Below are 21,839 nucleotides of genomic sequence, written 5' to 3'. Positions count from 1 at the left end.
GGGCGGGGGCGTGGTGGGCGGGGGCGTGGTCGTCGGCGGGGGCGTGGTCGGCGGGGTGGTCGTCCCACCGCCGAAGTCGACGTCGCTGCACAGGTAGTACGACTGGTCCAGGTGACTGGCCTGCCAGACGGTGTAGACGATGTGCCGCCCGGTGCGTCCCGGCGCGCTGACCGGGATCTGGATCGAGACACCACCGGTGTCCTGGTTCCACTGCGAGGCCGGGGTGTTGCCGATCTGGCCGGCCAACTCCAGGTTGCCCCAGCCGAGCGGTTGGGTGGCCGAGTTGAAGCCCTGCTTGGTCACGTACACCCGGATGTAGTCGGCGCCGTGACTGGCCTGGTCGAAGAAGCGCAGCCGGAAGCTGTTCGACACCGAGGTGGTCTTCCAGGCGCCGACGGTGTCCAGCGCGTTGTAGCGAGGGCTCTGGGTGCGCCCGCCGCTGCACAACTGGCCGTCGGGGACGGCGGCCTGGTGGTTGCCCCCCACGCCCTCACGGAACAGGCCGTTCCAGTTCCACATGGCGGCCGGGTCGGCCTGCCACGCCTGCCAGCACATCGGGTCCTCGGTGGCCATCCGAGGGTTCTGGAAGTCGCCGCCCCAGCGCTGCCAGCAGCTGTAGTTGCGCGAGGCCGGGTCGACGACCGAACCGTGCGCCGAGGCGGGCTTGGTCAGCATGGTGGTCAGTGCGGTCGTCAACAGGAGCGTGGTGGTCGCCGCGAGGGCGAACAGCCAGAGCACGCGTCGTGATCGAGTGAGAGTGGACATGGAGCCCCCGGGGGGATGAGGTCGGACGTCGACACCCGGCTCGCCGGGAGTTGCCCACTCCCGTGCCTGATCGCTGGCTCCCGCGACGGCGCTACCGGCACCATGCCAGTCGAATCGTCACACGTCAATGGCCCCGCGCCGCATCGGCGTGTGTGGGATGCCGTCCTCGACGTACTCCGGGCCGTTGACCGCGAAGCCGTGCCGGGCGTAGAACGCGACCAGGTGCGACTGGGCCTCCAGCCGGCAGGGCCGGTTGCCCACCACCTCCAGTGCCGCGGTCATCAGTCGGCTGGCATGTCCGCCGCCGCGCGCCGTTGGGGCCGCCACCACCCGACCGATCCGGGCGGCGCCGTCCGGTTCGGCCAGAATTCGCAGGTACGCCAAGGGCGCTCCGCCGTCGGTGAGCCAGAGATGCCGGGTGCCCGGCTCCACGTCCCGCCCGTCGAGTTCCGGGTACGGGCAGTTCTGCTCCACCACGAACACGTCGATGCGCAGCTTGAGCAGGTCGTGGAAGGTGCGGGCGTTCAGGTCGGCGAAGGAGGCCGTGCGGATCTCGGTGGTCTGCTGGGGCATCCACCGATGGTAGGTCGGGCTGGTTCACGTGGTGTCCGCCCGGTCGGGTGCGAGGTAGGTGGCGGCCACGGCGGTGAGCAGCAGAACGCCGCCGACGATCACCGGCAGCGGGAGCGGTTCGTGCAGCAGCGCCACCGCCAGCGCCGCGGCGGTGAGCGGTTCGAGCAGGGTCAGCACGGCCGCGACGCTGCCCTCGGTGGTGCGTAGCCCGGCGTAGAACAACGCGTACGCGACCGCGGTGGTGACCACGCCGAGGTGCAGCAGCAGTGCCACGGTGTCGAGGCGTACCGGCACGCTGACCCCGGCGACCAGGGCGAACGGCGCCAGGGTCAGCGCGCCGACCGCTGTGGAGATGGTGGTCAGCGTCATCGGCGCGATGCGCTGCGACACCTGTCGGCTGATCAGGGTGGTCACCGCGTACCCGAGACCGGAGCCGGCCGCCGCGAGCAGGCCGAGCAGCGGGGCGGGCGTCGCCGCGCCGGGGTCCGCCGTGGCCCCGGTGATCAGGGCGAGACCGGCCACCGCCGCGACCAGCGTGCCGAGTCGCAGCGGGCCGGGGAGCCGGCGGGCGCGCGCCGACTCCCAGGTGGCGGCGAGCACCGGGGCTAGGCCCAGGCTGACCACGGTGGCCACGCTGACCCCGGCCCAGGCCACTGCGGCGAAGTAGAGCGCCTGGTAGAGCCCGAGACCGACGCCGGTGAGCAGCAGCGGTACGGGTGCGGCGCGCAGGGCGGCCAGCATCGTGCGGAGCCGGCCGGCGGTGCACGCCAGCAGCATGAGCGCGGCGATCGCGAGGCGGTGGAAGCCGATGCTCACCGGGCTGAGCCCGGTGCTGTCGCGCAGGAGTTGTACCGCCACGCCAGTGGTGCCCCACAGCACGCCGGTGACGGTGATCTGGATCAGGCCGCTGCGGGCGGCGTGGCGGGCGGCCGAGGCGCGCGGCGGCGCGGTGCGGGTGGTGGACACGGAGGCGCTCCGAAGGGTGAGCCGTTGACGGGGACGACGTCTACGGAGCGCGTACGGCGAGGTGGCCGAGCCGGGTCAGGTCATCCGGTCGGCGTGAGGCGCGGCGCTCCGTTCAGGAGCGCGGTGGAGGCAGGACGCCCAGGAATGGCCGCATGGCGACGACCGTACCCCAGATCGGCGGTCCAGCGTCGGGCCTGTGGCCGGGCGGGTGCGGTCAGGCGGGGCGGGCGCCGACGGCGTCGCGGATCTCGGCGCCCACCGTGCCCTCGACCGCGCGGGCGCAGTGCGCGCAGCAGAAGAAGCGGCCGTTGACCTCGACACCGTGCCCGACGATCTTGACCTGGCAGTGTTCGCAGATCGGTGCCATGCGGTGGATCGCGCACTCGAACGAGTCGAAGGTGTGCACGTCACCGCTGACGGTGTGTACCTCGAACGCCATCCAGTAGTCGTTGCCGCAGACCTCGCAGGTTGCCACCGAAAACCTCCGTTACGTGGACAAGTGCCTACAGAATCCCCCCAGGTCGCGTCGGCGTGCGGCGAAACGTCGGTGCCTGGCCGCCCCGGCGGCGTGTCGGCGTCGGCGTGTTGCCCGTTATGTCGGGTGAACCGCGGCAACCCCCGGAGGATCACAGTGATCAAGCGCAACAGGCTCTTCGGCAACCAGACCCGGGTCACCTTCTGCCTGCCCCGCGACGTCCCGCCCGGCCCGGTGAGCGTCGTCGGCTCGTTCAACGGCTGGCAGCCGGGTCGGCACGAGTTGGTGACCCGCCGCGACGGCACGAGGACGGTGACCGTGAAGCTGCCGCCGGGGGAGCACCGCTTCCGTTATCTCGGCACCGGGGGAGTCTGGTTGGACGACGATTCCGCCGACCAGGTGGACGACCGGGGCAGCCTGCTCCGACTCTGAGAAGAAAACTGCCACCATCGATGGATTTATCGATGAGAGTCTTTACTGTTAACAATGTTTAAATTACCTTGAGGGCACCTCACCGGACCTGGAGAAGGAGCTGCCCCCATGCGTCGAAGAATTACCGTCCCGCTGGTGGCGGCAGGTGCTGTCGCCGCCACCCTCACCGTCGCCGCCCCCGCGCAGGCGCACGGCTACGTCTCCGCCCCGCCGAGCCGGCAGGCGCTCTGCGCGCAGGGCCGGGTGCCCGACTGCGGGCAGATCAAGTACGAGCCGCAGAGCGTCGAAGGCCCCAAGGGCCTGCGCAGCTGCAACGCCGGCATCGCCCAGTTCGCCGTCCTCAACGACGACAGTCGGGGCTGGCCGGCCACCTCGGTGGGCAGCTCGCTGACCTTCACCTGGGTGAACACCGCCCGGCACGCCACCAGCAACTGGGAGTACTGGATCGGCAACACCCGGGTCGGCGTGGTCAACGGCAACGGCCAGCAGCCCGGAGCCACGGTGACGCACAACGTCAACCTCGGCGGCTTCACCGGCCGGCAGAAGATCCTCGCGGTGTGGAACATCTCCGACACGGCGAACGCCTTCTACTCCTGCATCGACGTGCAGATCGGCGGCGGCGGGTCGAACCCGACGCCCACCCCGACGCCCACGCCCACCCCGCGGCCCACCCCGACCCCCACGCCGACCAATCCACCCGCGCAGGGCGGCAGTTGGGCGGCGGGCCGGGCGTACCAGGTCGGCGAGCAGGTCACCTACGGCGGAGCGACGTACCGCTGCCGGCAGGCGCACACCGCGATCCAGGGCTGGGAGCCGCCGAACGTACCGGCGCTCTGGCTGCAGGTCTGACCGCACGGGTGCGGCCCCTGGTCGCACCCGTGTCGCCCGCTCTCGCGTGAACGGAGCAACCGGCATGCCCCGCCGTACCCCTCTGGTGTTCGTCGTCGCTCTGCTGCTCACCGGCGGCTGCGCCGGATCGCCCACGTCGAGCCCGTCGGTCATGCCGCAGCCGGCCCCCGCGTCCCCGGCCGGGTCGGCGGCGGCCGGGTCCGTGGCGGGCGCCTCCGCGATCGACGCGGCGACGATGAGCGGGATCGACGTGGTGTTCCTGAGCACGATGGTCGGGCACTGCGAACGCACCCTGCAGATCGTCCGCCTGGCCCGCGACCGGGTGCGCGACGAGGCGCTGCGTACCCTGGCCGCAGCCGTCGAGGCGACCGAGGCCGACGAGTTGGCCCTGATGCGCGGCTGGTTGCCGACGGCCGGGCCGGGCGCCAGCGCGGCCGCGCAACACCACCACGGGCACGGCGACGACGCCGCGCTCGACCGGCTGCGCGCCGCGCCGGACGCGGACGTCGACCGGGTGCTGCGCGAGGTGCTCGCCGACCACCAGCAATCGGCGGCCGACCTGGCCCGAGGCCAGGTCGGCGTGGGCCGCAACGAGCAGGTCCGCGACCTGGCCCGGCGGATCGAACAGTCCCGGACCGCCGAGGTCGAGCTGCTCAGGGGTACGCCCTGAGCGCAGTTACGCCCCTAATGCCCGGGTCAGCGGGGTTCCAGCTTGATGGAGACCGAGTTGACGCAGTGCCGGGTGTCCTTCGGGGTCAGGCCCTCCCCGTGGAACACGTGCCCGAGGTGACTGTCGCAGCGCGCGCAGCGGATCTCCGTACGGACCATGCCGAGGCTGCGGTCCTCGATTTCCTTGACCCGGCCCGGGATGGCGTCGTCAAAGCTCGGCCACCCGCAGTGCGAGTCGAACTTCGTGTCGCTGGAGAACAGCTCCAGCCCGCAGGCGCGGCAGTGGTAGACCCCCTGGGTCTTCGTGTCCACGTACTCGCCGGTCCACGGGCGTTCGGTGCCGGCCTCCCGCAGGATGTGGAACTCCTCGGGGGTCAGTCGGACCCGCCACTCGTCGTCGGTTTGGGGCAGCTCGTTGTCGTCAAGACTCACCCGTCAACGGTACGTCGAAGGTCGCAGGCGTGGCATAGGGTCGCGGGATGGGTGGCACCAAGGCAGCGGTCACCGAGGTCGAGGTGGCCGGGCGGAGCGTACGGCTGAGCAGTCCGGATCGGGTGATCTTCCCGCAGCGGGGGTTCACCAAGGCCGACGTCTTCCACTACTACCTCGCGGTCGGCGACGGGATCATGCGGGCCCTGCGGGACCGGCCCACCACCCTGCAGCGCTTCCCCGAGGGCGTCGAGGGTGAGGCGTTCTTCCAGAAGCGGGTGCCCACCCGAGGGGTGCCGCCGTGGGTGACGACCGCGCAGATCACCTTCCCGAGCGGTCGGACCGCGGCGGAGCTCTGCCCGGCCGATCTGGCGCACGTGGCCTGGGCGGCGCAGATGGGCACCATCGTCTTCCACCCGTGGCCGGTGCGCGCCGCCGACGTCGACCGCCCCGACGAGCTGCGCATCGACCTGGACCCGCAGCCCGGCACCGACTTCGCCGACGCGGCGCGGGCCGCCGGTGAGGTTCGCGCGCTCCTCGACGAGCTAGGTGTCGCCGGCTGGCCGAAGACCTCCGGCGGCCGGGGTGTGCACGTCTACCTGCGCATCCAGCCCCGCTGGACGTTCACCGAGGTGCGCCGGGCCACCATCGCCCTGGCCCGGGAGGTGGAACGCCGCCATCCCGACCTGGTCACCACCGCCTGGTGGAAGGAGGAGCGCGGCACCCGGGTCTTCGTCGACTTCAACCAGATGGCGCGCGACCGCACGATCGCCTGCGCGTACTCGCTGCGGGCCAACGCGCGGGCCACCGTCTCCACCCCGGTCAGCTGGGACGAGCTACCCGACGTCGACCCGGACGACTTCGACCTGCGCACCGTGCCGGCCCGGCTGGCCGAGCGAGGTGATCCGCACGCCGGCATCGACGACGCACCGTGGGACATCACCCCGCTGCTGGAGTGGGCCGAGCGCGACGCCGCCGCCGGCCAGGGTGACCTGCCGTACCCGCCGGACCATCCGAAGATGCCCGGCGAGCCCAAACGCGTGCAGCCCAGCCGCGCCAAGCGCCCCCCGGAGCGCCCGTGACCGACCTCCGGCCGTCATAGGCGCGGCTGGGCCGTCCAGGCCAGGAACCTGTCGAACAGTTCCCGTGGGTCGGGTGCCGGCTCGGGGTTCAGTTTGAGCAGGTCGGCCGTCGCGTCGAAGAGTTGACTCGCCATGTAGATCGACAACGCCACCCGGTTGGTCCCGTACTCCACCCGCAGCAACATCCGTGCCAGCGGGCACGGCCAGGTGGTAGCGCACACCCGGCAGAGCCACGAGGGTCGGCGTGGTAGGTGCTGATGCACCGGGTGCAGTCCGCTCAGGGGAGCGCGATCAGCAAGGTGTTCGTTCGACTCCGGCATGCCCTTTACGGTGACCGATGAGTTGCCCCGGGTCAAGGAGTCGGGTCAAGTGTCTAGCGTCCGCGATATGGACCTGGTCGGTGCTGCGGAGATTCGCGCGATGCTCGGTGGCATCAGCAAGCAGCGGGTTTATGTGATCACCAGCCATCGAAACTTCCCGGATCCGGTGGCGGATCTGGTGCAGGGGAAGGTCTGGCGGAGGTCGGACGTGGTGGCTTGGATTCGGGAGCACCGGCCGGAGTTGGCCGAGGGTTGATGACGCCCCTGGGTGGGGCGGTTCGGCGTGACTGAAGCTTGTCGTACACCTGTTCTAGAGTTTCTTTGTGATCGATGAGTTGACGCGGGCGGAGAGCGCGGTGGCGACCTGCGCCGATGCGTCCGCCTGGGCCCACTCCGAGCACGATCTGATCGCGGTGCTCGACGCCACCCACCGGCTTCAGCAGCGGCTGGCGGCGGTGCAGTTGGCGGTCGTGCGGGAGTTGGACGGTCGCGGCACCGCGGTCGCGCAGGGTGCCTCCTCGACAGCGGTGTGGTTGCGTCACCGTCTACGACTCGACGTCTCTGCCGCCCGCCGGTTGGTCGGTCTCGCTGCCTCCGTCGATGTGGCCCCGCCCGCCGTGCGTGCTGCCCTGGCGAGTGGGGCGGTCAGCGTGGAGCAGGCCCGGGCCATCGCCGACACGGCCGCCACGGTGTCGGCCTCGGCGGGCGCTGAGGTGGCCGACAAGGCCGTTGGCGTGCTGGTCGAGTGGGCCGAACAGCTCGACCCCACGCTGCTGCGTCGGATGGGCAGCCGGATCCTCGACCACGTCGCCCCCGACCTGGCCGACGCCGCCGCTGCGGCGGCCCTGGCTGCCGAGGCCGCCCGCGCGGCCCGCGATCGGCACGTCACCATCTCCACCCAGACCGACGGCCGCCTGCGACTTACCGGCACCCTCGACGCCGAGTCTGCCGCCCTGCTGCGCGCCGCCATCGACCCGTTGAGCACGCCCGCCGGCCCCGACGACACCCGCTGCGCCGGCCAGCGCCGCCATGACGCTCTCGCCGACGTGTGCCGGCTCGCCCTGCGCACCGGTGAACTGCCCGAGAGCGGCGGCGACCCGGCTCAGGTCGTCGTCACCACCAGCTACGACGCGTTGGCCGGTCAGGTGGGCGCCGGGGCGCTTGACCTCGGCCTCCACCTCACCCCCGACACGGTGCGCCGGCTCGCCTGCGACGCCGCCGTCCTGCCCGCCGTGCTCGGCGGCGCCGGGCAGGTCCTAGACGTGGGGCGGCAACGCCGCCTGATCACGGGGCCGCTGAGGCGGGCGCTGGTGCTGCGCGACGGCGGCTGCGCCTTCCCGGGCTGCGACCGACCACCCCGCTGGTGCGCCACCCGCCACATCCGCCACTGGGCCGACGGCGGCCCGACCAGCCTCGACAATGCGGTGCTGCTCTGCGGCCACCACCACCGGCACCTCCACCAGACCGAGTGGGTGGTCCGGCTGGGCGGCGACAGCCGCCCTGAGTTCGTGCCGCCGGCCTGGCTCGACCCCGGCCAGCTTCCGCGCCGCAACCACTACCACCGACGAACGTAGGCCGGGTCGGTGCGGTCACCCGCCCCAGCTATTGCCTGTGTCACCCGCCGGCATAGGTGTCGCAGCATGGTGACTGCGTCGAACGGGTGGCCTTGCGCGTTCGCCGTGGCCGAGAGCGCCTGACCAACGAACGTCACAGGCATGAGCCCGGGTCCACCGTGGTGCCGATGATCGCGAACAGCATTCGGCGGAACACGTCGACCTCGGCCTGGCTGAAACCGGCCATCGCGCTGCGCTCCGCCTCCTCGCTGGCGTGGGCGACCCGCGCCCGTACCTCCTCGCCGGCGGTCGTGATCACCGGAATGCGCAGCCGGCGGTCGTGGGGGCTGGAGTGGCGTACGACGAGGTCGCCCTGCTCCAGTCGGTCCAGTTGAGACATCAGAGTCGTCTTGTCGAGCCCGAGCGCCCTGGCCAGCTCGACCTGGGTCAGCCCGGGTGTCTTGTCGAGCGCGCTCAGCACGATGTAGTCCCGCAGGTGCAGGCCGTGCTTCTCGGCCTGCTCGCCGGTCACCACGTGCATCCGTTGGGCGGCGCGATGCAACAGCCAGGTGATCTCGGAGTCGAGCGACGGCGCTGGTCCTTCCGTCATCGCGCCGCACCCGACAGCAGCGGAATTCCGTCGTAGGCGCGACCGTCGTGGGCGGGGACGACCTGCATCAGCTCGGTCAACGCCGCCGATCGCAGGATGCCCTGTCGCACCTGTTCGGCGTCGCTGTCGGCGAGGGCCCGGAGCAGCCAGGGGCGTTCCACTCTCCGGTGGACGCCGTCCAGTTGCCAGGTCAGATCGCCGATGAACGCGTAGCGCTTCCCCGACGGAAGGGTGACGAACGCGACCACGGATCCCGTTGTGTGGCCGCCGGCCAGCGCCAGCACCAGTGACCCGTCGCCGTGGACGTCGAAGCTCGCGGAGAAGCCGAGATAGGCGGGGCCGTCGAAGGAGTACTCGCGGATCTCGTGGCCGGGCGAGACGGCGCGAAAGACCTTTCCGTCACCGTCGCTTGCCGCGTACTCAAGCTCGCCCTTGTTCATCCAGACCGGGAGGTCGAGCGAGTCCAGGCCGCTCGCGTGGTCCCAGTGCGAGTGCGTCAGGAACACTCCGCTGAGCCTGGTGTGGTCGTAACCGCTGTCGTCGAGCTGCTCGCGCACCGTCCGGGCGCTCTGGAAAGGGGCACGGGCAAACCGCGGCTGCATGGCGACGTGCGCCGCGACGTTGGCCCCGAAGCCGGCGTCGATGAGGAAGTCGCCCTTCGGGTGCCGCACGAGGATGGCGGTGGCGGCGAACTGTCGCTTGTCCCGGAACGAGCCGCCCCGGATGGCAAACGCCGCCCGGGTCTCGTAGGTGCCCGTGGGGAGCTGGTAGATCGCCATGCCCGGCGGCGGCGTCGCCTCGGGAAGGGCAGCCGTCCACGGAGCGGGGTTGGGGAGGGATCTCATGACCCGATCGTACGACCTCAGATCATCTGATGCCAGACGACCTTACGACGATCTGCCGCCCACCAATGTCGATCTTGTCGTACTAGTCTGTGCCGCATGGCCATGCGACCGGACGAGTTCTACGACCACGCGGTCGCCGCCGCGGACGATGAGCGCCGCCTTCCCTTGGCGCGCATGACCGGGTGGGAGATCAGTCCGTTCCAGGAGGACGGACTTCGAGTGACGCCGCTGCGGCCGCCGGTGCTCCCGGAGCCGGCGCGGCACGGCGAGGATCCGGCAGACTGCGACACCTGCCGCAAGCGGGACGAAGGGATCTGGTTCAACGAGCGTTGGCGGTTGATCCGAATCCCGCGCGTGGGCGTCCCGCTGGTGCTCATGCTGTTGCCCCGCGACCACTACGACATGGAGGATCTCCCCGACGAGCTGGCGGCCGAACTAGGGCTGCTGAGCACTCGGATCGCTCGCCACGTGCAGGCGCTGCCGCACATCTCGCGAGCCCACGTCTACCGCTTCGGGGATGGCGGCGCCCACCTGCACATCTGGTTCTTCGCTCGGCCCGAGGGGCAGGCTCAGTTGTTCGGGTCGTGGCTGGTCCCCTGGGACGACCTGTTGCCGGAGTACCCAGCGGACGTGGCGGACGCCGACGCTGCGGTCGTCGTGGACGCGTTGATCGCCAGCCACGGGGGCCAGCGGCGGCCGTGACCCAGCGGCTAGCCTGCCGTCATGGCGAGTGCGGAGCTGGATGAGTTGATCGTCGCGGACGCCGACGCCCTGCGTGCCTGGTTGTCGGCCAACCACGCGGCGTCGCCCGGCGTCTGGCTCGCCCTGACCAAGAAGGGTGGCACGGTCACGACGCTCACCTGGCAGCAGGCGGTCGACGAGGCCCTGTGCTTCGGCTGGATCGACGGGCAGGCCCGTAAGCGGGATGCGGAGACGTCGTGGATCCGCTTCACCCCGCGTCGAGCCCGCAGCTCCTGGTCCCAGCGCAACGTCGCCCACGTGGCCCGGCTGGAGGAGCAGGGGCGGATGTCGCCGGCGGGCCGCGCCGTGGTGGAGGCAGCCAAGGCGGACGGGCGGTGGGCGGCCGCGTACGCCCCGTCGTCGGAGGCTGAGGTTCCCGCCGACCTCCTTGCCGCCATCGCTGCCGAGCCCGCCGCCCAGGCCATGTTCGACGTGCTGACCAAGACCAACCGGTTCGCTCTCATCCACCGCCTGAATTCCGTCAAGCGGGCGGAGACTCGTGAGCGCAAGATCGGCGAATTCGTCGCCATGCTGAGTCGCCACGAGGTGATCTACCCGCAGAAGGCGAGGCCGGTGTCCGGGCCGACGCAGTCGTGAGGGAGCGCCGACGTTCAGTCGACCGATTGACTTTCGATAGGTAGCGAGCGAAACTCGATGCATGGTTACAGAGCATCGAGCGGTTGCCGCTCTCAGAGTCTTCCTCGTGGTGCTGTTCGGGGTCCTGGTGCTGTTTCAAACGTTTTCGCTGCCCGGGCAGTTCGCCCACATGGCCGCAGAGTCACCGCAGGACGCCTACCTCCGGTGGCCGGCGACGGTCGTGGCGGTGTTCTGGGTGCTGTGCGTTCAGGTGGTCATCGTCTCGACCTGGAAGCTGCTCAGCCTGGTCAAGAACGACCGCATCTTCACCGAAGCGTCCCTGAAGTGGGTGGACGCGATCGTGTGGGCCATCGCCGCCGCGTGGGTGGTGCTCGTGGGTGTCTTCCTCTACGTCGGGTTCAACGCGGACGACCCGGGGCTGCCACTGCTGCTGTTCCTGCTGACCGTGGGCGTCAGTGTGCTGGGGCTGCTCATGGTGGTGATGCGGGCGCTGCTGCGGCAGGCCACCACGCTGCGCACCGACATGGAAGCGGTGATCTGATGCCCATCGTCGTCCGCATCGACGTGGAGTTGGCCAAGCGCAAGATGAGCGTCGGTGAGTTCGCCGAGCGCGTCGGGCTCACCCCGGCCAACGTGGCGGTGCTGAAGAACGGCCGCGCCAAGGCGGTCCGCTTCAGCACCCTCGAAGCGATGTGCCGGGTGCTCGAATGCCAGCCCGGAGACCTGCTGGAGTGGGTCGAGGAGGAAACCCCATGAGGTACGTCCTGACCGTCGTCGCCGTGCTCGGGGTCGCGCTCGGCGTCGCCGGCATCGTGCTCGGGGAGGCCGACGACTCGCCCGGTCTTCAGCTCCTCGGCGTCGTGCTCGTGCTCGGCGCCGTGGCGTTCGGTGTCCGCAACATTCGAGGCGGCAGCTAGCCGCCCACTCGGCGCGGGCCAGCCCTCGCCGACTCTTCCCGCAATAACGATCATGTAACGGGCGCGAACCTTTCCCGGGGGATGGCCTGTCTTGATGGTCGTCGGCCCGCCAGGGCCAGGGGAGGCGTCGGATGAAGCTGGTGTGGAGGCGGGCCCGAGAGGCGCGCGGTTTGCTGTTTGCGGCGGTGATCGCTGCTCTCGTCGCCGTCGCGTTGGTCACCGGGCTGTCCGACTACAACCGCCGAGCGGTGGACGCCGGGCAGCGAGCTCTGGTGGCCGCCTCGCCGGCCGAGGAGCGCGGCATCCTGGTCAGTGGCTCGGGTGGGCGCGACGCGGCCGAGTTCGCGACCCGGGACAAGGCGGTCCGAGCTGAGTTCGGCACCGGGCTCGGCGGCGTCCCAGTCAGTGTCGTCGCCGGCCGTTACGGCACCGGCCGCGAGCTGACCGGTGACCTGGGGCAGGCCCCGCGCCCGGCCGGCGAACCGGTCTTCGCGAGCCTGGCGACGCTCGACGACCTCGCCGGCCACGCGGAGCTGACCAGCGGAGCTTGGCCTCTTCCCGGGGCGAATCCGGTCCAGGTGAGCCTGCCCGAGCGGGTCGCCAGCGCCCTCGGCCTGACCGTCGGCGAACGCGTCCCGGTGCGCGACCGGGCCACCGAACGACGCAGCGAGCTGGTGCTCGCCGGCACCTGGCGGCCCCGCGACCCGGCGGAGACGTACTGGCTGCTGGCACCCGGTGTCGGGGCGGGCAGTGTCGGCTCCGGCACCTCGTACGGGCCGTTCGCGCTCGACCCGGCCGACTTCGTGGCCGCCTTCCCGGGCTCGGTGTCGGTGTCCTGGTTGGCCCAGCCGGACCTCGGCGGCGTCGACACCGCCGACCTGCCCGCCGTTCGCAAAGCCCTCACCGAGGCGGTCACCGCCGTGCCGGAAGCCGCCCAACTGGGCAGCTCGGGGCGGGCGGCGACGAAGATCGAGAAGTTGCTGGACCGGATCGCCCGGGCCGACCTGGTGGGTCGCTCCTCGCTGGCCACCCCGTTGCTGCTCATCCTGGTGCTCGGCGGGTACGCGCTGGTGCTTGTCGCCGCGTTGCTGAACGAGGACCGCCGCCCGCAGACCGCGCTCCTGCGCGCCCGTGGCGCCGCCCGTCGGCAGCTGGCCGGCTTGGCGGCCCGTGAGGCGACCCTGGTGGTCGCCCCGGCCGCCGTGCTCGGTCCGCTTATCGCCAGCGTGGCGCTGCGCTACGTCCGACCCGGCGGGTCGGACGACCTCGCCACCGCCGGTGGCCACCCCACCCTGGTCTGGGCGGCGGCAGCGGCCACCGCAGCCGGCTGCCTCGTCGTCATGGTCCTCCCGACGCTGCGCGGTGCCGGCACGTACGTCGCTGACATGGCGGCCCGGTCCCGGCCGAATCGGGCGGCGAACGTTCAACGCGCGAGCATCGACCTGGTGCTCGTGGCGCTCGCCGTGCTCGCCTGGGTGCAGCTGCGCCGGTACGCCTCCCCGGTGGCTGGCGCGGGCGGCCAACTCGGGCTCGACCCGCTGCTGATCGCCGCCCCGACGCTCGGCGTGCTGGCCGGTGCCGTGCTGGCGCTGCGGTTGCTCCCGCCGCTCAGCAGGTTCGCGGAGCGGTTCGTCGACCGGCGGCCCTGGACCGCCACCATGCTTGGCATGTGGCAGGCCGGCCGGCGTCCGCACGCCGGCCCGGTCCTGCTGCTCGCTCTCGCCGTCGGGGGCAGCACCCTCTCCTGGTCCCTGATCAGCACCGGAGAGCGGTCCCAGGTCGAGCAGGCCGCATACACGGTCGGTGCCGACGTTCGGGTTACCGAACGCAACGGCGTCGCCCCGCCGACCCGGGCCAGTCAACTCGCCGCGCTGCCGGGTGTCACCCGGGTGCTGCCGGCATGGCGGGACGAGGTACGACTTGGCCGGCAGGACCTGCAGGCGACAGTGATCGGTGTCGACCCGGCCAGCGCCCCCGACGTCGTCCGCCTCGCCGACCGCCTCAGCGACAAGCCGGTGTCGGAGCAGTACCAGCGGATGATCGGGGCACGGGGGGATCTCGGGGGCGTCGAGCTACCCGAGGGCACCCGCACTCTCACCGGCACCGTCCGCACGCCCGTGCAACGGTCCATCGAGCTGCACCAGATCGCGGTGACGTTGCTGGTCACCAGCTCTCAGGGCGCCACCTTCCGGCTGCCGGCGGTCACCGCCCCGAGCGATGGGCGGGCCACCCCCTTCACGGTCCAGCTACCGGAGACGGGTGGAGCACGGCTGCGGGTGGCCGGCTTCGAGGTCGACGGCGGGCACGCGGCCGGCGACTCGTACGGGTTCCAGGTGACAGCGATGCAGCTCGTCGACGCAGCAGGTAAGGCTCGCCCAGCCGACTTCACTGGTCAGTGGGTGGCGATCTGGCCTGACGCGCCGCGCAAAGCTGTGCAGTCGAGCGCCAGCGGACTCGTCGCCGACCGTCCGGCGGAGTTTTGGCCGGAGGCAGCGCGTTTCGAGCAGGCCATGACCCGGTTCGTCGTCGTGCCGGCCGCGATCGAGGCCGCCCCGGTGCTGATGACCCCCCAGGTACGTGAGGCACTGAGCCTGCACGTTGGTGACACCGCCAAACTCACGCTCTCCGGGGCGACGGTGCCGGTGCGCCTGGTCGGTGAGCTGAACGCCGTGCCGACCACCACTGCGGCCGGCGTACTGCTTGACCTGCCTGCGGCGGTCGAAGCACTGATCCACACCGACGGGATGATGCGACCCGTACCGGAATGGTGGATCAGTGCCGCCGATGCGACGGCCGCCGCCCAGGCGGCCAGCGAACTGCCGGGCGTCACGGTGCGCAACCGGGAGGCGGCGATCGAGGCGGCCGCCGACGACCCGTACTGGCGCGGTTCGCGTACCGGAATGCTCGCCGCCGCGCTCGGCGCGGTGCTGCTCGCCCTCGTCGGCCTGATGGTGGACATGTGGGCCACCGCCCGGCGGCGGCTCGGCGAGTTCGCGGTCCTGCACACCCTCGGCGCCACGCCCCGGCTGATGGCTCGGGCGCTGCTGGCCGAACAGACGTTCCTCGCCGGCATCGGCGTGGGCGTCGGGCTGTTACTCGGCACCTTGGTCGGCGCGACGATGGCCCCACAGGTCATCCTCACCCCGGCCGCCGACCGGCCGATTCCCCCGGCGGCGTTCGTGCTGCCCTGGGTGCCAATCGGCCTGACCGCGGTCGGCCTGCTGCTGGCGGCGCTCGCCTTCAGCGCGTTCATCGCCACCGGCATCCGTCAGCGGGTGGCGGCGGCGCAGCTGCGAATCGGGGGAGAACGATGAGCGTCGGGGCAGCCGTCCGGCGGGTCCGGGCGTACGGGGGGCAGTTTCTGCTGCTGGCGGTGTTGACCCTGGTGGTCACGCTGCTGATCAGTGGGGTGCCCCGGCTGGTCAACCGGCTGGCCGAACAGGGGCTGCGGGCGCAACTCAACAGCGAGCCGGCCGCCCGCCGGGACCTCGCGTACACCACCGGCGAGCAGCCCGCCGCGTCGCAGGTGAATGCCGTGGGCAGCGCCGCCGACCGACTCGACGCCCTGGCCGCGGAGATGCCGCCGGCGGTGCGCTCGGCGGTGACGGAGCGGTGGTTCTCCGTGGAGAGCCCGCCGACCCGCGTGGTCGGACCGGATCTCGCGGCCCGCAACCTGCTTGTCGACCTGGGCCTACGGACCGTGCCCGACATTCAGCGCGCGAGCACCCTCGTCGAGGGGGCGTGGCCGAGCGAGACGTACGTGCCCGACCGGCCGATCGAGGTGGCGCTCGACGTCGACGTGGCCCACAAGCTCAACCTGCGCGCCGGTAGCCAACTACGCATCGGCAAGCCCGAAGAGAGCGGACTTGCGCAAGCTGCCCCGCTGACGGTGACCGGGCTGTTCCGCCCCACCGACCGCGCGGGCGGCATCTGGGACGGGCTGCCACAGCTGCTGCAGGTCATACCTTCGCAGGGCGACGGCTTACCGTTCATCATGATCGGCGTCGTCGCGCCGTCGGTGCTCAACAAGCGGGCCGTGGAGGGCTGGCCGGTCCAGTCCAGCTGGCGATTCCGACTGGGCGCCGACCAGATCGACGCACGTGAGCTAGACCAGATGGTCGACGGCCTGCAGGCGATGCAACGCAACCAGCCGCCGGACCTCACGTTCACTCAGGGCGTCGACGTTCCGATCCGTGCCTTCGCCGCCCAGATCAACGCTGCCCGGACCCTGCTCGCGGTGATCGCGGCCGGAATGCTGGCCACCCTGGCGGGGCTCATCGTGCTCGCGGCCAACCTCACCATCCGACGGCGTCGCTCGGAGTTCGTGCTGCTGCGTGCCCGTGGTGGCGCGGCCACCGCCGGTGCCCGGCGTAGCCTCGCCGAGTCGGTTCTGGTGGTGCCGGTCGCCGCCGTGCTGGGCTGGTGGCTGGGCACGCTGTTCCCCGGCGTCCCGAATTCGGTCACGCCGTACCTCATCGGGGCGACCGTGCTGGTCACGCTGGCACTGCCGGTGGCGACGCTTCTCGTACCGGCCAGCGGAGCCGAGCGCAGTGACCTGATCCAGGTACGCCCGTCGGCCCGTCGGCTCACCGCCGAAGTCTCCCTGCTGCTCCTGGCCGGGCTCGCGATGGTGCTGCTGCGCCAGCGTGGCCTGACCCTTGGCGAGGTGGACCCGCTGCTCGTGTCGGTGCCGGTGCTCCTTGCGGTCGCCGCGGCGGTGCTCGCGCTGCGGGCGTACCCCTGGCCGTTGTTGCTGGTCAGCCGGCTGGCCGCGCGGACCCGGGGCAGCGTGGCCTTCCTCGGCACGGCCCGTGCCGGCCGCTCGACGGTCGCCGCCCCGCTGGTCGTGGTGGTGCTGGCGATCAGCACGGCGGCGTTCTGCGCGGTCGTGGCCGGCGGCATCGATGCGAGCCGCGACCGGGCCGCCGCGCAGATCGTGCCCGCCGACGCGGTGATCCGCGGGGAGCGCTTCGCCCCCGACACCATTGACGAGTTGGGCCGCATGCCGGGAGTCCGAGCCGTCACACCGGTGCTGTACCAGGCCGATGAGCGGTTTGCGGCCGACGAGGTCGGCACCGACGCCGGGGCCGGGCAGACGGACGTGCTGCTTGTCGACGGCCCGGGAATGAACACGGTGGCCCGCGCTTCCCACGTGGACCCGCCGGTTCCGGCCGCGCTGCTCAGCGCCCGGCCCGGCCCGGGGCCGCTGCCGGCGATCGTCTCACCGGCGGTCGCCGCCGACCTGGCCAAGGCCGGGCTGGCCGATTCCGCCTTCATCCTGGTGCAGGGCCAGCGCTACGAGTTCCGGGTGGCCGGCACCGAGGAGGCATTCCCGCTGCTCGCGACGACCGCCAATCGGTTCGTGATCCTGCCCTGGCAGGCCCTGCCGAAGCGCACCACCACACCCGCGCCGACCAGCCTGCTCCTCGCCGGGGACTCGCTGAACGCGGAGGCGCTGCGCGTCGCCGGCGACCAGGGGCAGGAGCGCTTCCAGCAGAGCGGCGCGGTCACCGGTCGGGCCCCGACGATCGGAGCCACCGTCGACACCCGCGCGGACGTCCGCCGCTCTCTGGAAGAGGGCGGGGCGAATGGGGTGCTGGCCTTCGGGTTCGTGGCCGGGGCCGTCGGCGGCGCCGTGCTCGGGCTGATAGCCATCGCGTTCACCGTGCTGGCCGGCGCGCGCGCCCGAGGCCAGGTGCTGTCCCGGCTGCGCACCCTCGGCCTGTCCCGTGGGCAGTGGCGAGGGCTGCTGTTGATCGAATTGACCCCGCTGGTCGCGGTGTCGGTGCTGACCGGCGCGCTTGTCGGTGCGGTGCTGCCCCTGCTGCTCAACCCGGTGCTCGGCCTGTCCGCGTTCACAAGTGGTGTGCCGGTCCGGGTGGCTTTCGAGCCCAGCCTGGTCGCCGCGGTGCTCGCGCTCGGGGCGGTCGCCCTCGGCTTCGCGGTCGCCGTCGAAGCCCTGAACAACCGCCGGTTGCGCCTCGGAGAGGTGCTTCGGCTCGGAGAGGAGAGCTGAGATGACCGCTACCGCCCAGACTCCACTGGTGCCTGACCTGGCCGCCCTGCAACAGCGGGCAGCGCAACGCGCCGCTGAGCGGGCCGGTGGGCAGGACCGCCTGCGCGGACACATCGTCTGCGACGGCCTGGTGCGCATCTTCAAGACCGAGGGGGTGGAGGTGGTCGCCCTACAGGGGCTCGACCTGGTCATCGACCGGGGTGAGCTGGTGGCGATCGTCGGCGCCTCCGGGTCGGGCAAGTCGACCCTGCTCAACATCCTCTCCGGGCTGGACACGCCGACCGCCGGCATCGCCCGGGTGGCCGACTACGACCTGCTCTCGCTCTCCACCAAGCGACGGCTGAGCTACCGGCGGGAGCTGGTCGGGTTCGTCTGGCAGCAGACCGGCCGCAACCTGCTGCCGTACCTCAACGCGCTGGAGAACGTCGAGCTGCCGATGCAGCTGGCCGGCAAGCGCAGCCGCAAGGCCCGCCGGGCGCGGGCCCGGGAACTGCTCGACATGGTCGGCGTGGGCTACTGCGCCGACCGCCGGCCGGGGCAGCTCAGCGGTGGCGAACAGCAGCGGGTCGCGGTGGCGGTGGCGGTGGCCAACGACCCGGAGGTGCTCTTCGCCGACGAGCCGACCGGTGAGCTGGACGAGGCGACCGGCGCGGACGTCTTCGGGGCGCTGCGCACCATCAACGCCGAGCTGGGCGTGACCATCGTGGTCGTCACCCACGACCACGCCGTGGCCACGCAGGTCCGCCGGACCGTCGCGATCCGCGACGGCCGGACCGCCTCCGAGGTACGCCGGACCGCGCGGATCGACGCGGACGGCAACACCGAGCTGGTCAGCGAGGAGTACGCGGTGCTGGACCGCAACGGTCGGATGCAGCTGCCGGCTGCGTTCGTCGACGCGCTCGCGCTGAAGGAGCGGGTCCGGCTCGACCTGGAGCCGGACCATGTGCAGGTACGGCCCGGCAACCGGGCCTCGGAGGAGCGGGAGGCGCGGGCATGAGCCAGCAGAACATGGTGGTGATCGGCGCGGCCGGGTCCGGTGGTGCGCCCGCGACGCAGCCCGACGAGGTGGTCCGGGTCAGTGGGGTCAGCCGGACCTTCGGCCGGGGTGAGCACGCCGTGCACGCGGTGCAGGACGTGTCGTTCACGGCAAACCGGGGCGAGTTGGTCGCCATCCGAGGTCGGTCCGGCGCCGGTAAGACCACGCTGCTGAACCTCGTCGGCGGGCTGGACCGGCCGGACAGCGGTCAGGTGGTGGTGGCCGGGCACGACGTGACCTCGGCCGGGGAAGCGGAGCTGCTGCGGCTGCGCCGGGGCACGGTCGGGTTCGTGTTCCAGACCTTCGGGCTGGTGCCGATCCTCTCCGCCGCCGAGAACGTGGGCGTGCCGCTGCGGCTGGCACAGGTGCCGGCCGCGGAGCGGGAAGAGCGCGTCGCGGTGCTGCTGGAGATGGTTGGCCTGGGCGGGCAGATGGCACAGCGGCCGTACGAACTCTCCGGCGGCCAGCAGCAGCGGGTCGCGGTGGCCCGTGCGTTGGCCAATGAGCCGGACCTGCTCATCGCCGACGAGCCGACCGGCCAGCTCGACTCGGAGACCGGCCGTTCCATCATGGACCTGCTGCGCGCGGTGGTGCATGCCCGTGGCATGACGGCCCTGGTGGCCACGCACGACCCGACCCTGATCGACCTCGCCGACCGGGTGCTGACCCTGCGCGACGGCCGCCTGGTCGACGGCTGACGGCTGACTGCTGCCGGCGCGGGCTGGCCCTCGGCGGGCTGGCTGCTGGCGGGCTGGCCCTCGGCGGATGATGGTCCGCCGCTCGCTGTGGAGCTGATGTCGTAAACGAATCGCCGGACGGTGACTCGGCTACGACATCAGCTCCACAGCGTCTGCGCACCGGCCGCCGGTCAGAGCGCGAGCTTCATGCCCTCGTGGCTGGCCACGAAGCCGAGACCCAGGTAGAAGCGGTGCGCGTCCTCGCGGGTCTTGTCCGTGGTGAGCTGCACCAGCGCGCAGCCACGCTGCCGGGCCTGGCCGACCGCCCAGGTCATCAGCTCCCGGCCCAGCCCCTGGCCACGCCGATCGGAGCGGACCCGGACCGACTCGATCAGCGACCGCTCGCTGCCGTGCCGGCCGAGGCCCGGAATGTAGGTGATCTGCAGGCAGCCGACCAGTTCGCCGGCCTGCTCGGCCACGATCAGCTGGTTGCGCGGGTCCGCGTCGATGGCCGCGAACGCCCTCTCGTAGCGTTCGTCGACCTCGGTGAAGTCGCGGGCCTTGCCCAGGACGTCGTCGGCGAGCAGGGCGATGACGGCGGGCAGGTCGGCCCGGACCGCCTCCCGGAAGATCACGTCGGTCATGCCGGTCAGACTGACACAGCCCTCAGCGGGCCGGGCAGCGCAGGCCCTCCCGAGGGACCGTGAGGTTGAGCAGGTACGCGTCGACGGCGTTGGTGATGCAGGAGGTCTGCGGGTACGCGGTGTGCCCCTCGCCCTCCCAGGTGAGCACCCGACCGACGCCCAGCATGGACGCGAGCCGTGCGGTCTGCTCGTAGGGCGTCGCCGGGTCGCCGGTGGTGCCGACCACCACGATCGGCGGTGCGCCGTTCGCCTTCCCGGTCGGGTACGGGTCACGCCCGCCCGGCCACTCGACGCAGCTCAGCATGCCGACCGCCAACGCCGGCCCGAACAGTGGATATTTCCCGCGCCACTCCGACTGCAACTGCCGGATCTGCTCCCGGCTCGGCTTCTCCGACTCGTCGGCGCAGTTGATGGCCAGGTTGGCGTCGAAGAGGTTCGAGAAGTGCCCGTCGTCCGCGCGGCCGGCGTACGAGTCGGCGAGCCGGAACACCTCCTTCGGGTCGCCCTCGGCCAGCCGGTCGATCGCCTGGGCCAGCTCCTGCCAGCCGGACTCGGTGTAGAGCGAGGAGATGACCGCGTAGAAAACCCAGCCGGCGGTGGCTTCCCGCCCGTCGGCGCCGCGTACCGGGGAGACCTTGGCCTTGTCGATGGCCGAGGTGACCGCGGCACGCGCGTCCGGAGCGATCGGGCAGCGGCCGGCGTTCGCCGCGCACCAACGGGTGAAGTTGGTGAAGGCCCGTTCGAAGCCGCGGGCCTGGCTCTCCGAGCCCTCGACCAGCCGCTGCTGCGGGTCGACCGCCCCGTCGAGGACCAGCGCCCGCACCCGCTGCGGAAAGAGTTGGGCGTAGGTGGCGCCGAGCAGGGTGCCGTACGAGTAGCCCAGGTAGGTGAGCTTGTCGTCGTTCACGGCCGCGCGTACCGCGTCCATGTCGCGGGCGGCCTGCTCAGTGCCGTACAGCGGCAACTGGTCGCCGTAACGATCGCCGCAGCCGCGCCCGATCCGCTGGCTCAGGCCGACGAAGCCGTCGAACGCCGACTGGCTCGCTGGGTCCGGGTCGTAACCGAAGCTGGCGTCCAGGTCGGCGTCGGAGATGCACTTCACCGGGCTGGACCGGGAGACCCCGCGCGGGTCGAAGCCGACGATGTCGAAGCGCTCGGTGATCGACGCCGGCAGCCCACCGAACTGGGGGCCGAAGGAGAGGTAGACGGCGGTGTCGACGCCGGAGCCGCCCGGGCCGCCCGGGTTGACCACCAGTGAGCCCACCCGGTCGCGCTGCTTGGTGGACCGTGCCCGCAGCAGGGCGATCTCGAAGGTCTGCCCGGCACCCGGGCCGGCGCTCGCCCCGCCGCCGGTGCCCCAGTCCCGGGGCACCGCGATCCGGGCGCACTCGTAGCGCATGTCCGGTGCGCCCCGCCCGACCAGCTCGTCGGGCACCTCGGGGCAGGGCCGCCAGTTCGCGGCGCTGCCGGTCGGTGCTGCCGCACCCTCCACCTCGGTGCGTGGCGCGAACGCCGGCAGCGTGCAGCCGGCGGTGAGCAGCGCGGCGACGCCGAAGGCGGCCAGGCTGCGACGGGCCCGGTGGCTGGTCGTCATCCGAGGCTGATCGACGGTGCGGGTCACATGGTCCTCCGGGATCGGGTCG

The 21,839-nt window shown here is 71.8% G+C and carries 25 protein-coding genes; 15 read left to right on the top strand and 10 right to left on the bottom strand.

Annotated features, from left to right (window positions below; translation table 11 throughout):
• The 4 genes from IF46_RS0113445 to IF46_RS0113430 form a co-directional block, all read right to left on the bottom strand.
• Positions 1–765: lytic polysaccharide monooxygenase auxiliary activity family 9 protein (locus IF46_RS0113445; protein ID WP_084597898.1), on the bottom strand; the 765-nt coding region annotated here is incomplete at its 3' end.
• A 117-nt stretch (positions 766–882) separates the two neighbouring features.
• Positions 883–1,338: a GNAT family N-acetyltransferase gene (locus IF46_RS0113440; RefSeq protein ID WP_030488661.1), complete on the bottom strand. Its 456-nt coding sequence runs from the start codon at positions 1,336–1,338 to the stop codon at positions 883–885.
• A 24-nt stretch (positions 1,339–1,362) separates the two neighbouring features.
• Positions 1,363–2,304, bottom strand: coding sequence for a DMT family transporter (locus tag IF46_RS0113435; protein ID WP_036391980.1), 942 nt, complete (start codon positions 2,302–2,304; stop codon positions 1,363–1,365).
• 214 nt (positions 2,305–2,518) lie between these two features.
• A complete protein-coding gene (locus IF46_RS0113430; RefSeq protein WP_030488659.1) occupies positions 2,519–2,779 on the bottom strand; it encodes a hypothetical protein in 261 nt (86 codons plus the stop codon).
• Positions 2,780–2,935: 156 nt separating this feature from the next.
• On the opposite strand from IF46_RS0113430, the gene IF46_RS0113425 reads away from it, so the two are divergent.
• From IF46_RS0113425 to IF46_RS0113415, 3 genes are all read left to right on the top strand, one after another.
• Complete coding sequence (locus IF46_RS0113425) at positions 2,936–3,211, top strand: glycoside hydrolase (protein WP_030488658.1); 276 nt, start codon at positions 2,936–2,938, stop codon at positions 3,209–3,211.
• 108 nt (positions 3,212–3,319) lie between these two features.
• Positions 3,320–4,060 (top strand): lytic polysaccharide monooxygenase, encoded by a 741-nt coding sequence (locus tag IF46_RS0113420; RefSeq protein WP_030488657.1) that lies wholly within the window; start codon positions 3,320–3,322, stop codon positions 4,058–4,060.
• A 64-nt stretch (positions 4,061–4,124) separates the two neighbouring features.
• Positions 4,125–4,730 carry a DUF305 domain-containing protein gene (locus IF46_RS0113415; protein ID WP_030488656.1) on the top strand — a complete coding sequence of 202 codons (606 nt, stop codon included), beginning with the start codon at positions 4,125–4,127 and terminating at the stop codon, positions 4,728–4,730.
• Positions 4,731–4,756: 26 nt separating this feature from the next.
• On the opposite strand, the gene msrB is transcribed toward IF46_RS0113415, so the two are convergent.
• Entirely contained in the window at positions 4,757–5,161 is a 405-nt protein-coding gene (msrB, locus tag IF46_RS0113410) for a peptide-methionine (R)-S-oxide reductase MsrB (RefSeq protein ID WP_030488655.1), read from the bottom strand.
• A gap of 47 nt (positions 5,162–5,208) precedes the next feature.
• On the opposite strand from msrB, the gene ligD reads away from it, so the two are divergent.
• Positions 5,209–6,240: a non-homologous end-joining DNA ligase gene (gene ligD / locus IF46_RS0113405; RefSeq protein ID WP_030488654.1), complete on the top strand. Its 1,032-nt coding sequence runs from the start codon at positions 5,209–5,211 to the stop codon at positions 6,238–6,240.
• A gap of 14 nt (positions 6,241–6,254) precedes the next feature.
• Here the strand turns inward: ligD and IF46_RS0113400 are convergent, their stop codons facing one another.
• The gene (locus IF46_RS0113400; protein WP_420063562.1) at positions 6,255–6,560 is read right to left on the bottom strand and encodes a hypothetical protein; all 306 of its coding nucleotides are present in this window, start codon (positions 6,558–6,560) and stop codon (positions 6,255–6,257) included.
• A 67-nt stretch (positions 6,561–6,627) separates the two neighbouring features.
• On the opposite strand from IF46_RS0113400, the gene IF46_RS34380 reads away from it, so the two are divergent.
• Positions 6,628–6,816, top strand: a complete 189-nt coding sequence (locus IF46_RS34380; protein WP_030488652.1) for a hypothetical protein — start codon at positions 6,628–6,630, stop codon at positions 6,814–6,816.
• A 67-nt stretch (positions 6,817–6,883) separates the two neighbouring features.
• Positions 6,884–8,134 carry an HNH endonuclease signature motif containing protein gene (locus tag IF46_RS0113390; protein WP_084597892.1) on the top strand — a complete coding sequence of 417 codons (1,251 nt, stop codon included), beginning with the start codon at positions 6,884–6,886 and terminating at the stop codon, positions 8,132–8,134.
• A 133-nt stretch (positions 8,135–8,267) separates the two neighbouring features.
• Here IF46_RS0113390 and IF46_RS0113385 read toward each other — a convergent pair whose 3' ends face one another.
• Positions 8,268–8,723, bottom strand: a complete 456-nt coding sequence (locus tag IF46_RS0113385) for a MarR family winged helix-turn-helix transcriptional regulator (protein ID WP_030488650.1) — start codon at positions 8,721–8,723, stop codon at positions 8,268–8,270.
• Positions 8,720–9,568, bottom strand: coding sequence for an MBL fold metallo-hydrolase (locus IF46_RS0113380; protein ID WP_030488649.1), 849 nt, complete (start codon positions 9,566–9,568; stop codon positions 8,720–8,722). Before IF46_RS0113380 ends, IF46_RS0113385 begins: the two co-directional genes overlap by 4 nt.
• A 96-nt stretch (positions 9,569–9,664) precedes the next feature.
• On the opposite strand from IF46_RS0113380, the gene IF46_RS0113375 reads away from it, so the two are divergent.
• The 9 genes from IF46_RS0113375 (at position 9,665) to IF46_RS0113335 (ending at position 19,573) form a co-directional block, all read left to right on the top strand.
• The gene (locus IF46_RS0113375; protein WP_030488648.1) at positions 9,665–10,270 is read left to right on the top strand and encodes a hypothetical protein; all 606 of its coding nucleotides are present in this window, start codon (positions 9,665–9,667) and stop codon (positions 10,268–10,270) included.
• A gap of 21 nt (positions 10,271–10,291) precedes the next feature.
• On the top strand, positions 10,292–10,906 hold the full coding sequence (locus tag IF46_RS0113370; protein WP_030488647.1) for a YdeI/OmpD-associated family protein: 615 nt from the start codon (positions 10,292–10,294) through the stop codon (positions 10,904–10,906).
• 106 nt (positions 10,907–11,012) lie between these two features.
• A complete protein-coding gene (locus IF46_RS0113365) occupies positions 11,013–11,447 on the top strand; it encodes a DUF2975 domain-containing protein (RefSeq protein ID WP_232234028.1) in 435 nt (144 codons plus the stop codon).
• Positions 11,447–11,662 carry a helix-turn-helix domain-containing protein gene (locus IF46_RS0113360; RefSeq protein WP_030488645.1) on the top strand — a complete coding sequence of 72 codons (216 nt, stop codon included), beginning with the start codon at positions 11,447–11,449 and terminating at the stop codon, positions 11,660–11,662. Before IF46_RS0113365 ends, IF46_RS0113360 begins: the two co-directional genes overlap by 1 nt.
• A complete protein-coding gene (locus IF46_RS34770) occupies positions 11,659–11,823 on the top strand; it encodes a hypothetical protein (RefSeq protein WP_198041435.1) in 165 nt (54 codons plus the stop codon). Before IF46_RS0113360 ends, IF46_RS34770 begins: the two co-directional genes overlap by 4 nt.
• Positions 11,824–11,954: 131 nt before the next feature.
• Complete coding sequence (locus IF46_RS0113350) at positions 11,955–15,137, top strand: ABC transporter permease (protein ID WP_030488644.1); 3,183 nt, start codon at positions 11,955–11,957, stop codon at positions 15,135–15,137.
• A complete protein-coding gene (locus IF46_RS0113345; RefSeq protein WP_030488643.1) occupies positions 15,134–17,839 on the top strand; it encodes an FtsX-like permease family protein in 2,706 nt (901 codons plus the stop codon). Before IF46_RS0113350 ends, IF46_RS0113345 begins: the two co-directional genes overlap by 4 nt.
• 1 nt (position 17,840) lies before the next feature.
• A complete protein-coding gene (locus IF46_RS0113340) occupies positions 17,841–18,836 on the top strand; it encodes an ABC transporter ATP-binding protein (protein ID WP_030488642.1) in 996 nt (331 codons plus the stop codon).
• A gap of 11 nt (positions 18,837–18,847) precedes the next feature.
• Entirely contained in the window at positions 18,848–19,573 is a 726-nt protein-coding gene (locus IF46_RS0113335; RefSeq protein ID WP_051723889.1) for an ABC transporter ATP-binding protein, read from the top strand.
• Positions 19,574–19,743: 170 nt separating this feature from the next.
• Here IF46_RS0113335 and IF46_RS0113330 read toward each other — a convergent pair whose 3' ends face one another.
• Together IF46_RS0113330 and IF46_RS0113325 are read right to left on the bottom strand one after the other, a co-directional pair.
• Positions 19,744–20,196: a GNAT family N-acetyltransferase gene (locus IF46_RS0113330; RefSeq protein ID WP_030488640.1), complete on the bottom strand. Its 453-nt coding sequence runs from the start codon at positions 20,194–20,196 to the stop codon at positions 19,744–19,746.
• 22 nt (positions 20,197–20,218) lie between these two features.
• The gene (locus IF46_RS0113325) at positions 20,219–21,790 is read right to left on the bottom strand and encodes an alpha/beta hydrolase (protein WP_030488639.1); all 1,572 of its coding nucleotides are present in this window, start codon (positions 21,788–21,790) and stop codon (positions 20,219–20,221) included.
• Positions 21,791–21,839: the final 49 nt, after the last annotated feature.

Source organism: Micromonospora chokoriensis, assembly GCF_000718555.1.
GTDB lineage: Bacteria > Actinomycetota > Actinomycetes > Mycobacteriales > Micromonosporaceae > Micromonospora > Micromonospora chokoriensis_B.
This window is presented reverse-complemented; position numbering and strand designations above follow the sequence as displayed.

Excerpts from the sequence above, each read along its gene's own strand:
- IF46_RS0113350 (WP_030488644.1), top strand. The coding sequence starts at position 11,955 with ATGAAGCTGGTGTGGAGGCGGGCCCGAGAGGCGCGCGGTTTGCTGTTT.
- IF46_RS0113335 (WP_051723889.1), top strand. The coding sequence starts at position 18,848 with ATGGTGGTGATCGGCGCGGCCGGGTCCGGTGGTGCGCCCGCGACGCAG.
- IF46_RS0113340 (WP_030488642.1), top strand. The coding sequence starts at position 17,841 with ATGACCGCTACCGCCCAGACTCCACTGGTGCCTGACCTGGCCGCCCTG.
- IF46_RS0113380 (WP_030488649.1), bottom strand. The coding sequence starts at position 9,568 with ATGAGATCCCTCCCCAACCCCGCTCCGTGGACGGCTGCCCTTCCCGAG.
- IF46_RS0113400 (WP_420063562.1), bottom strand. The coding sequence starts at position 6,560 with ATGCCGGAGTCGAACGAACACCTTGCTGATCGCGCTCCCCTGAGCGGA.
- IF46_RS34380 (WP_030488652.1), top strand. The coding sequence starts at position 6,628 with ATGGACCTGGTCGGTGCTGCGGAGATTCGCGCGATGCTCGGTGGCATC.
- IF46_RS0113325 (WP_030488639.1), bottom strand. The coding sequence starts at position 21,790 with ATGACGACCAGCCACCGGGCCCGTCGCAGCCTGGCCGCCTTCGGCGTC.
- IF46_RS0113415 (WP_030488656.1), top strand. The coding sequence starts at position 4,125 with ATGCCCCGCCGTACCCCTCTGGTGTTCGTCGTCGCTCTGCTGCTCACC.
- IF46_RS0113360 (WP_030488645.1), top strand. The coding sequence starts at position 11,447 with ATGCCCATCGTCGTCCGCATCGACGTGGAGTTGGCCAAGCGCAAGATG.
- IF46_RS0113375 (WP_030488648.1), top strand. The coding sequence starts at position 9,665 with ATGGCCATGCGACCGGACGAGTTCTACGACCACGCGGTCGCCGCCGCG.
- ligD (WP_030488654.1), top strand. The coding sequence starts at position 5,209 with ATGGGTGGCACCAAGGCAGCGGTCACCGAGGTCGAGGTGGCCGGGCGG.
- IF46_RS0113385 (WP_030488650.1), bottom strand. The coding sequence starts at position 8,723 with ATGACGGAAGGACCAGCGCCGTCGCTCGACTCCGAGATCACCTGGCTG.
- IF46_RS0113330 (WP_030488640.1), bottom strand. The coding sequence starts at position 20,196 with ATGACCGACGTGATCTTCCGGGAGGCGGTCCGGGCCGACCTGCCCGCC.
- IF46_RS0113370 (WP_030488647.1), top strand. The coding sequence starts at position 10,292 with ATGGCGAGTGCGGAGCTGGATGAGTTGATCGTCGCGGACGCCGACGCC.
- IF46_RS0113420 (WP_030488657.1), top strand. The coding sequence starts at position 3,320 with ATGCGTCGAAGAATTACCGTCCCGCTGGTGGCGGCAGGTGCTGTCGCC.
- IF46_RS34770 (WP_198041435.1), top strand. The coding sequence starts at position 11,659 with ATGAGGTACGTCCTGACCGTCGTCGCCGTGCTCGGGGTCGCGCTCGGC.
- IF46_RS0113440 (WP_030488661.1), bottom strand. The coding sequence starts at position 1,338 with ATGCCCCAGCAGACCACCGAGATCCGCACGGCCTCCTTCGCCGACCTG.
- IF46_RS0113345 (WP_030488643.1), top strand. The coding sequence starts at position 15,134 with ATGAGCGTCGGGGCAGCCGTCCGGCGGGTCCGGGCGTACGGGGGGCAG.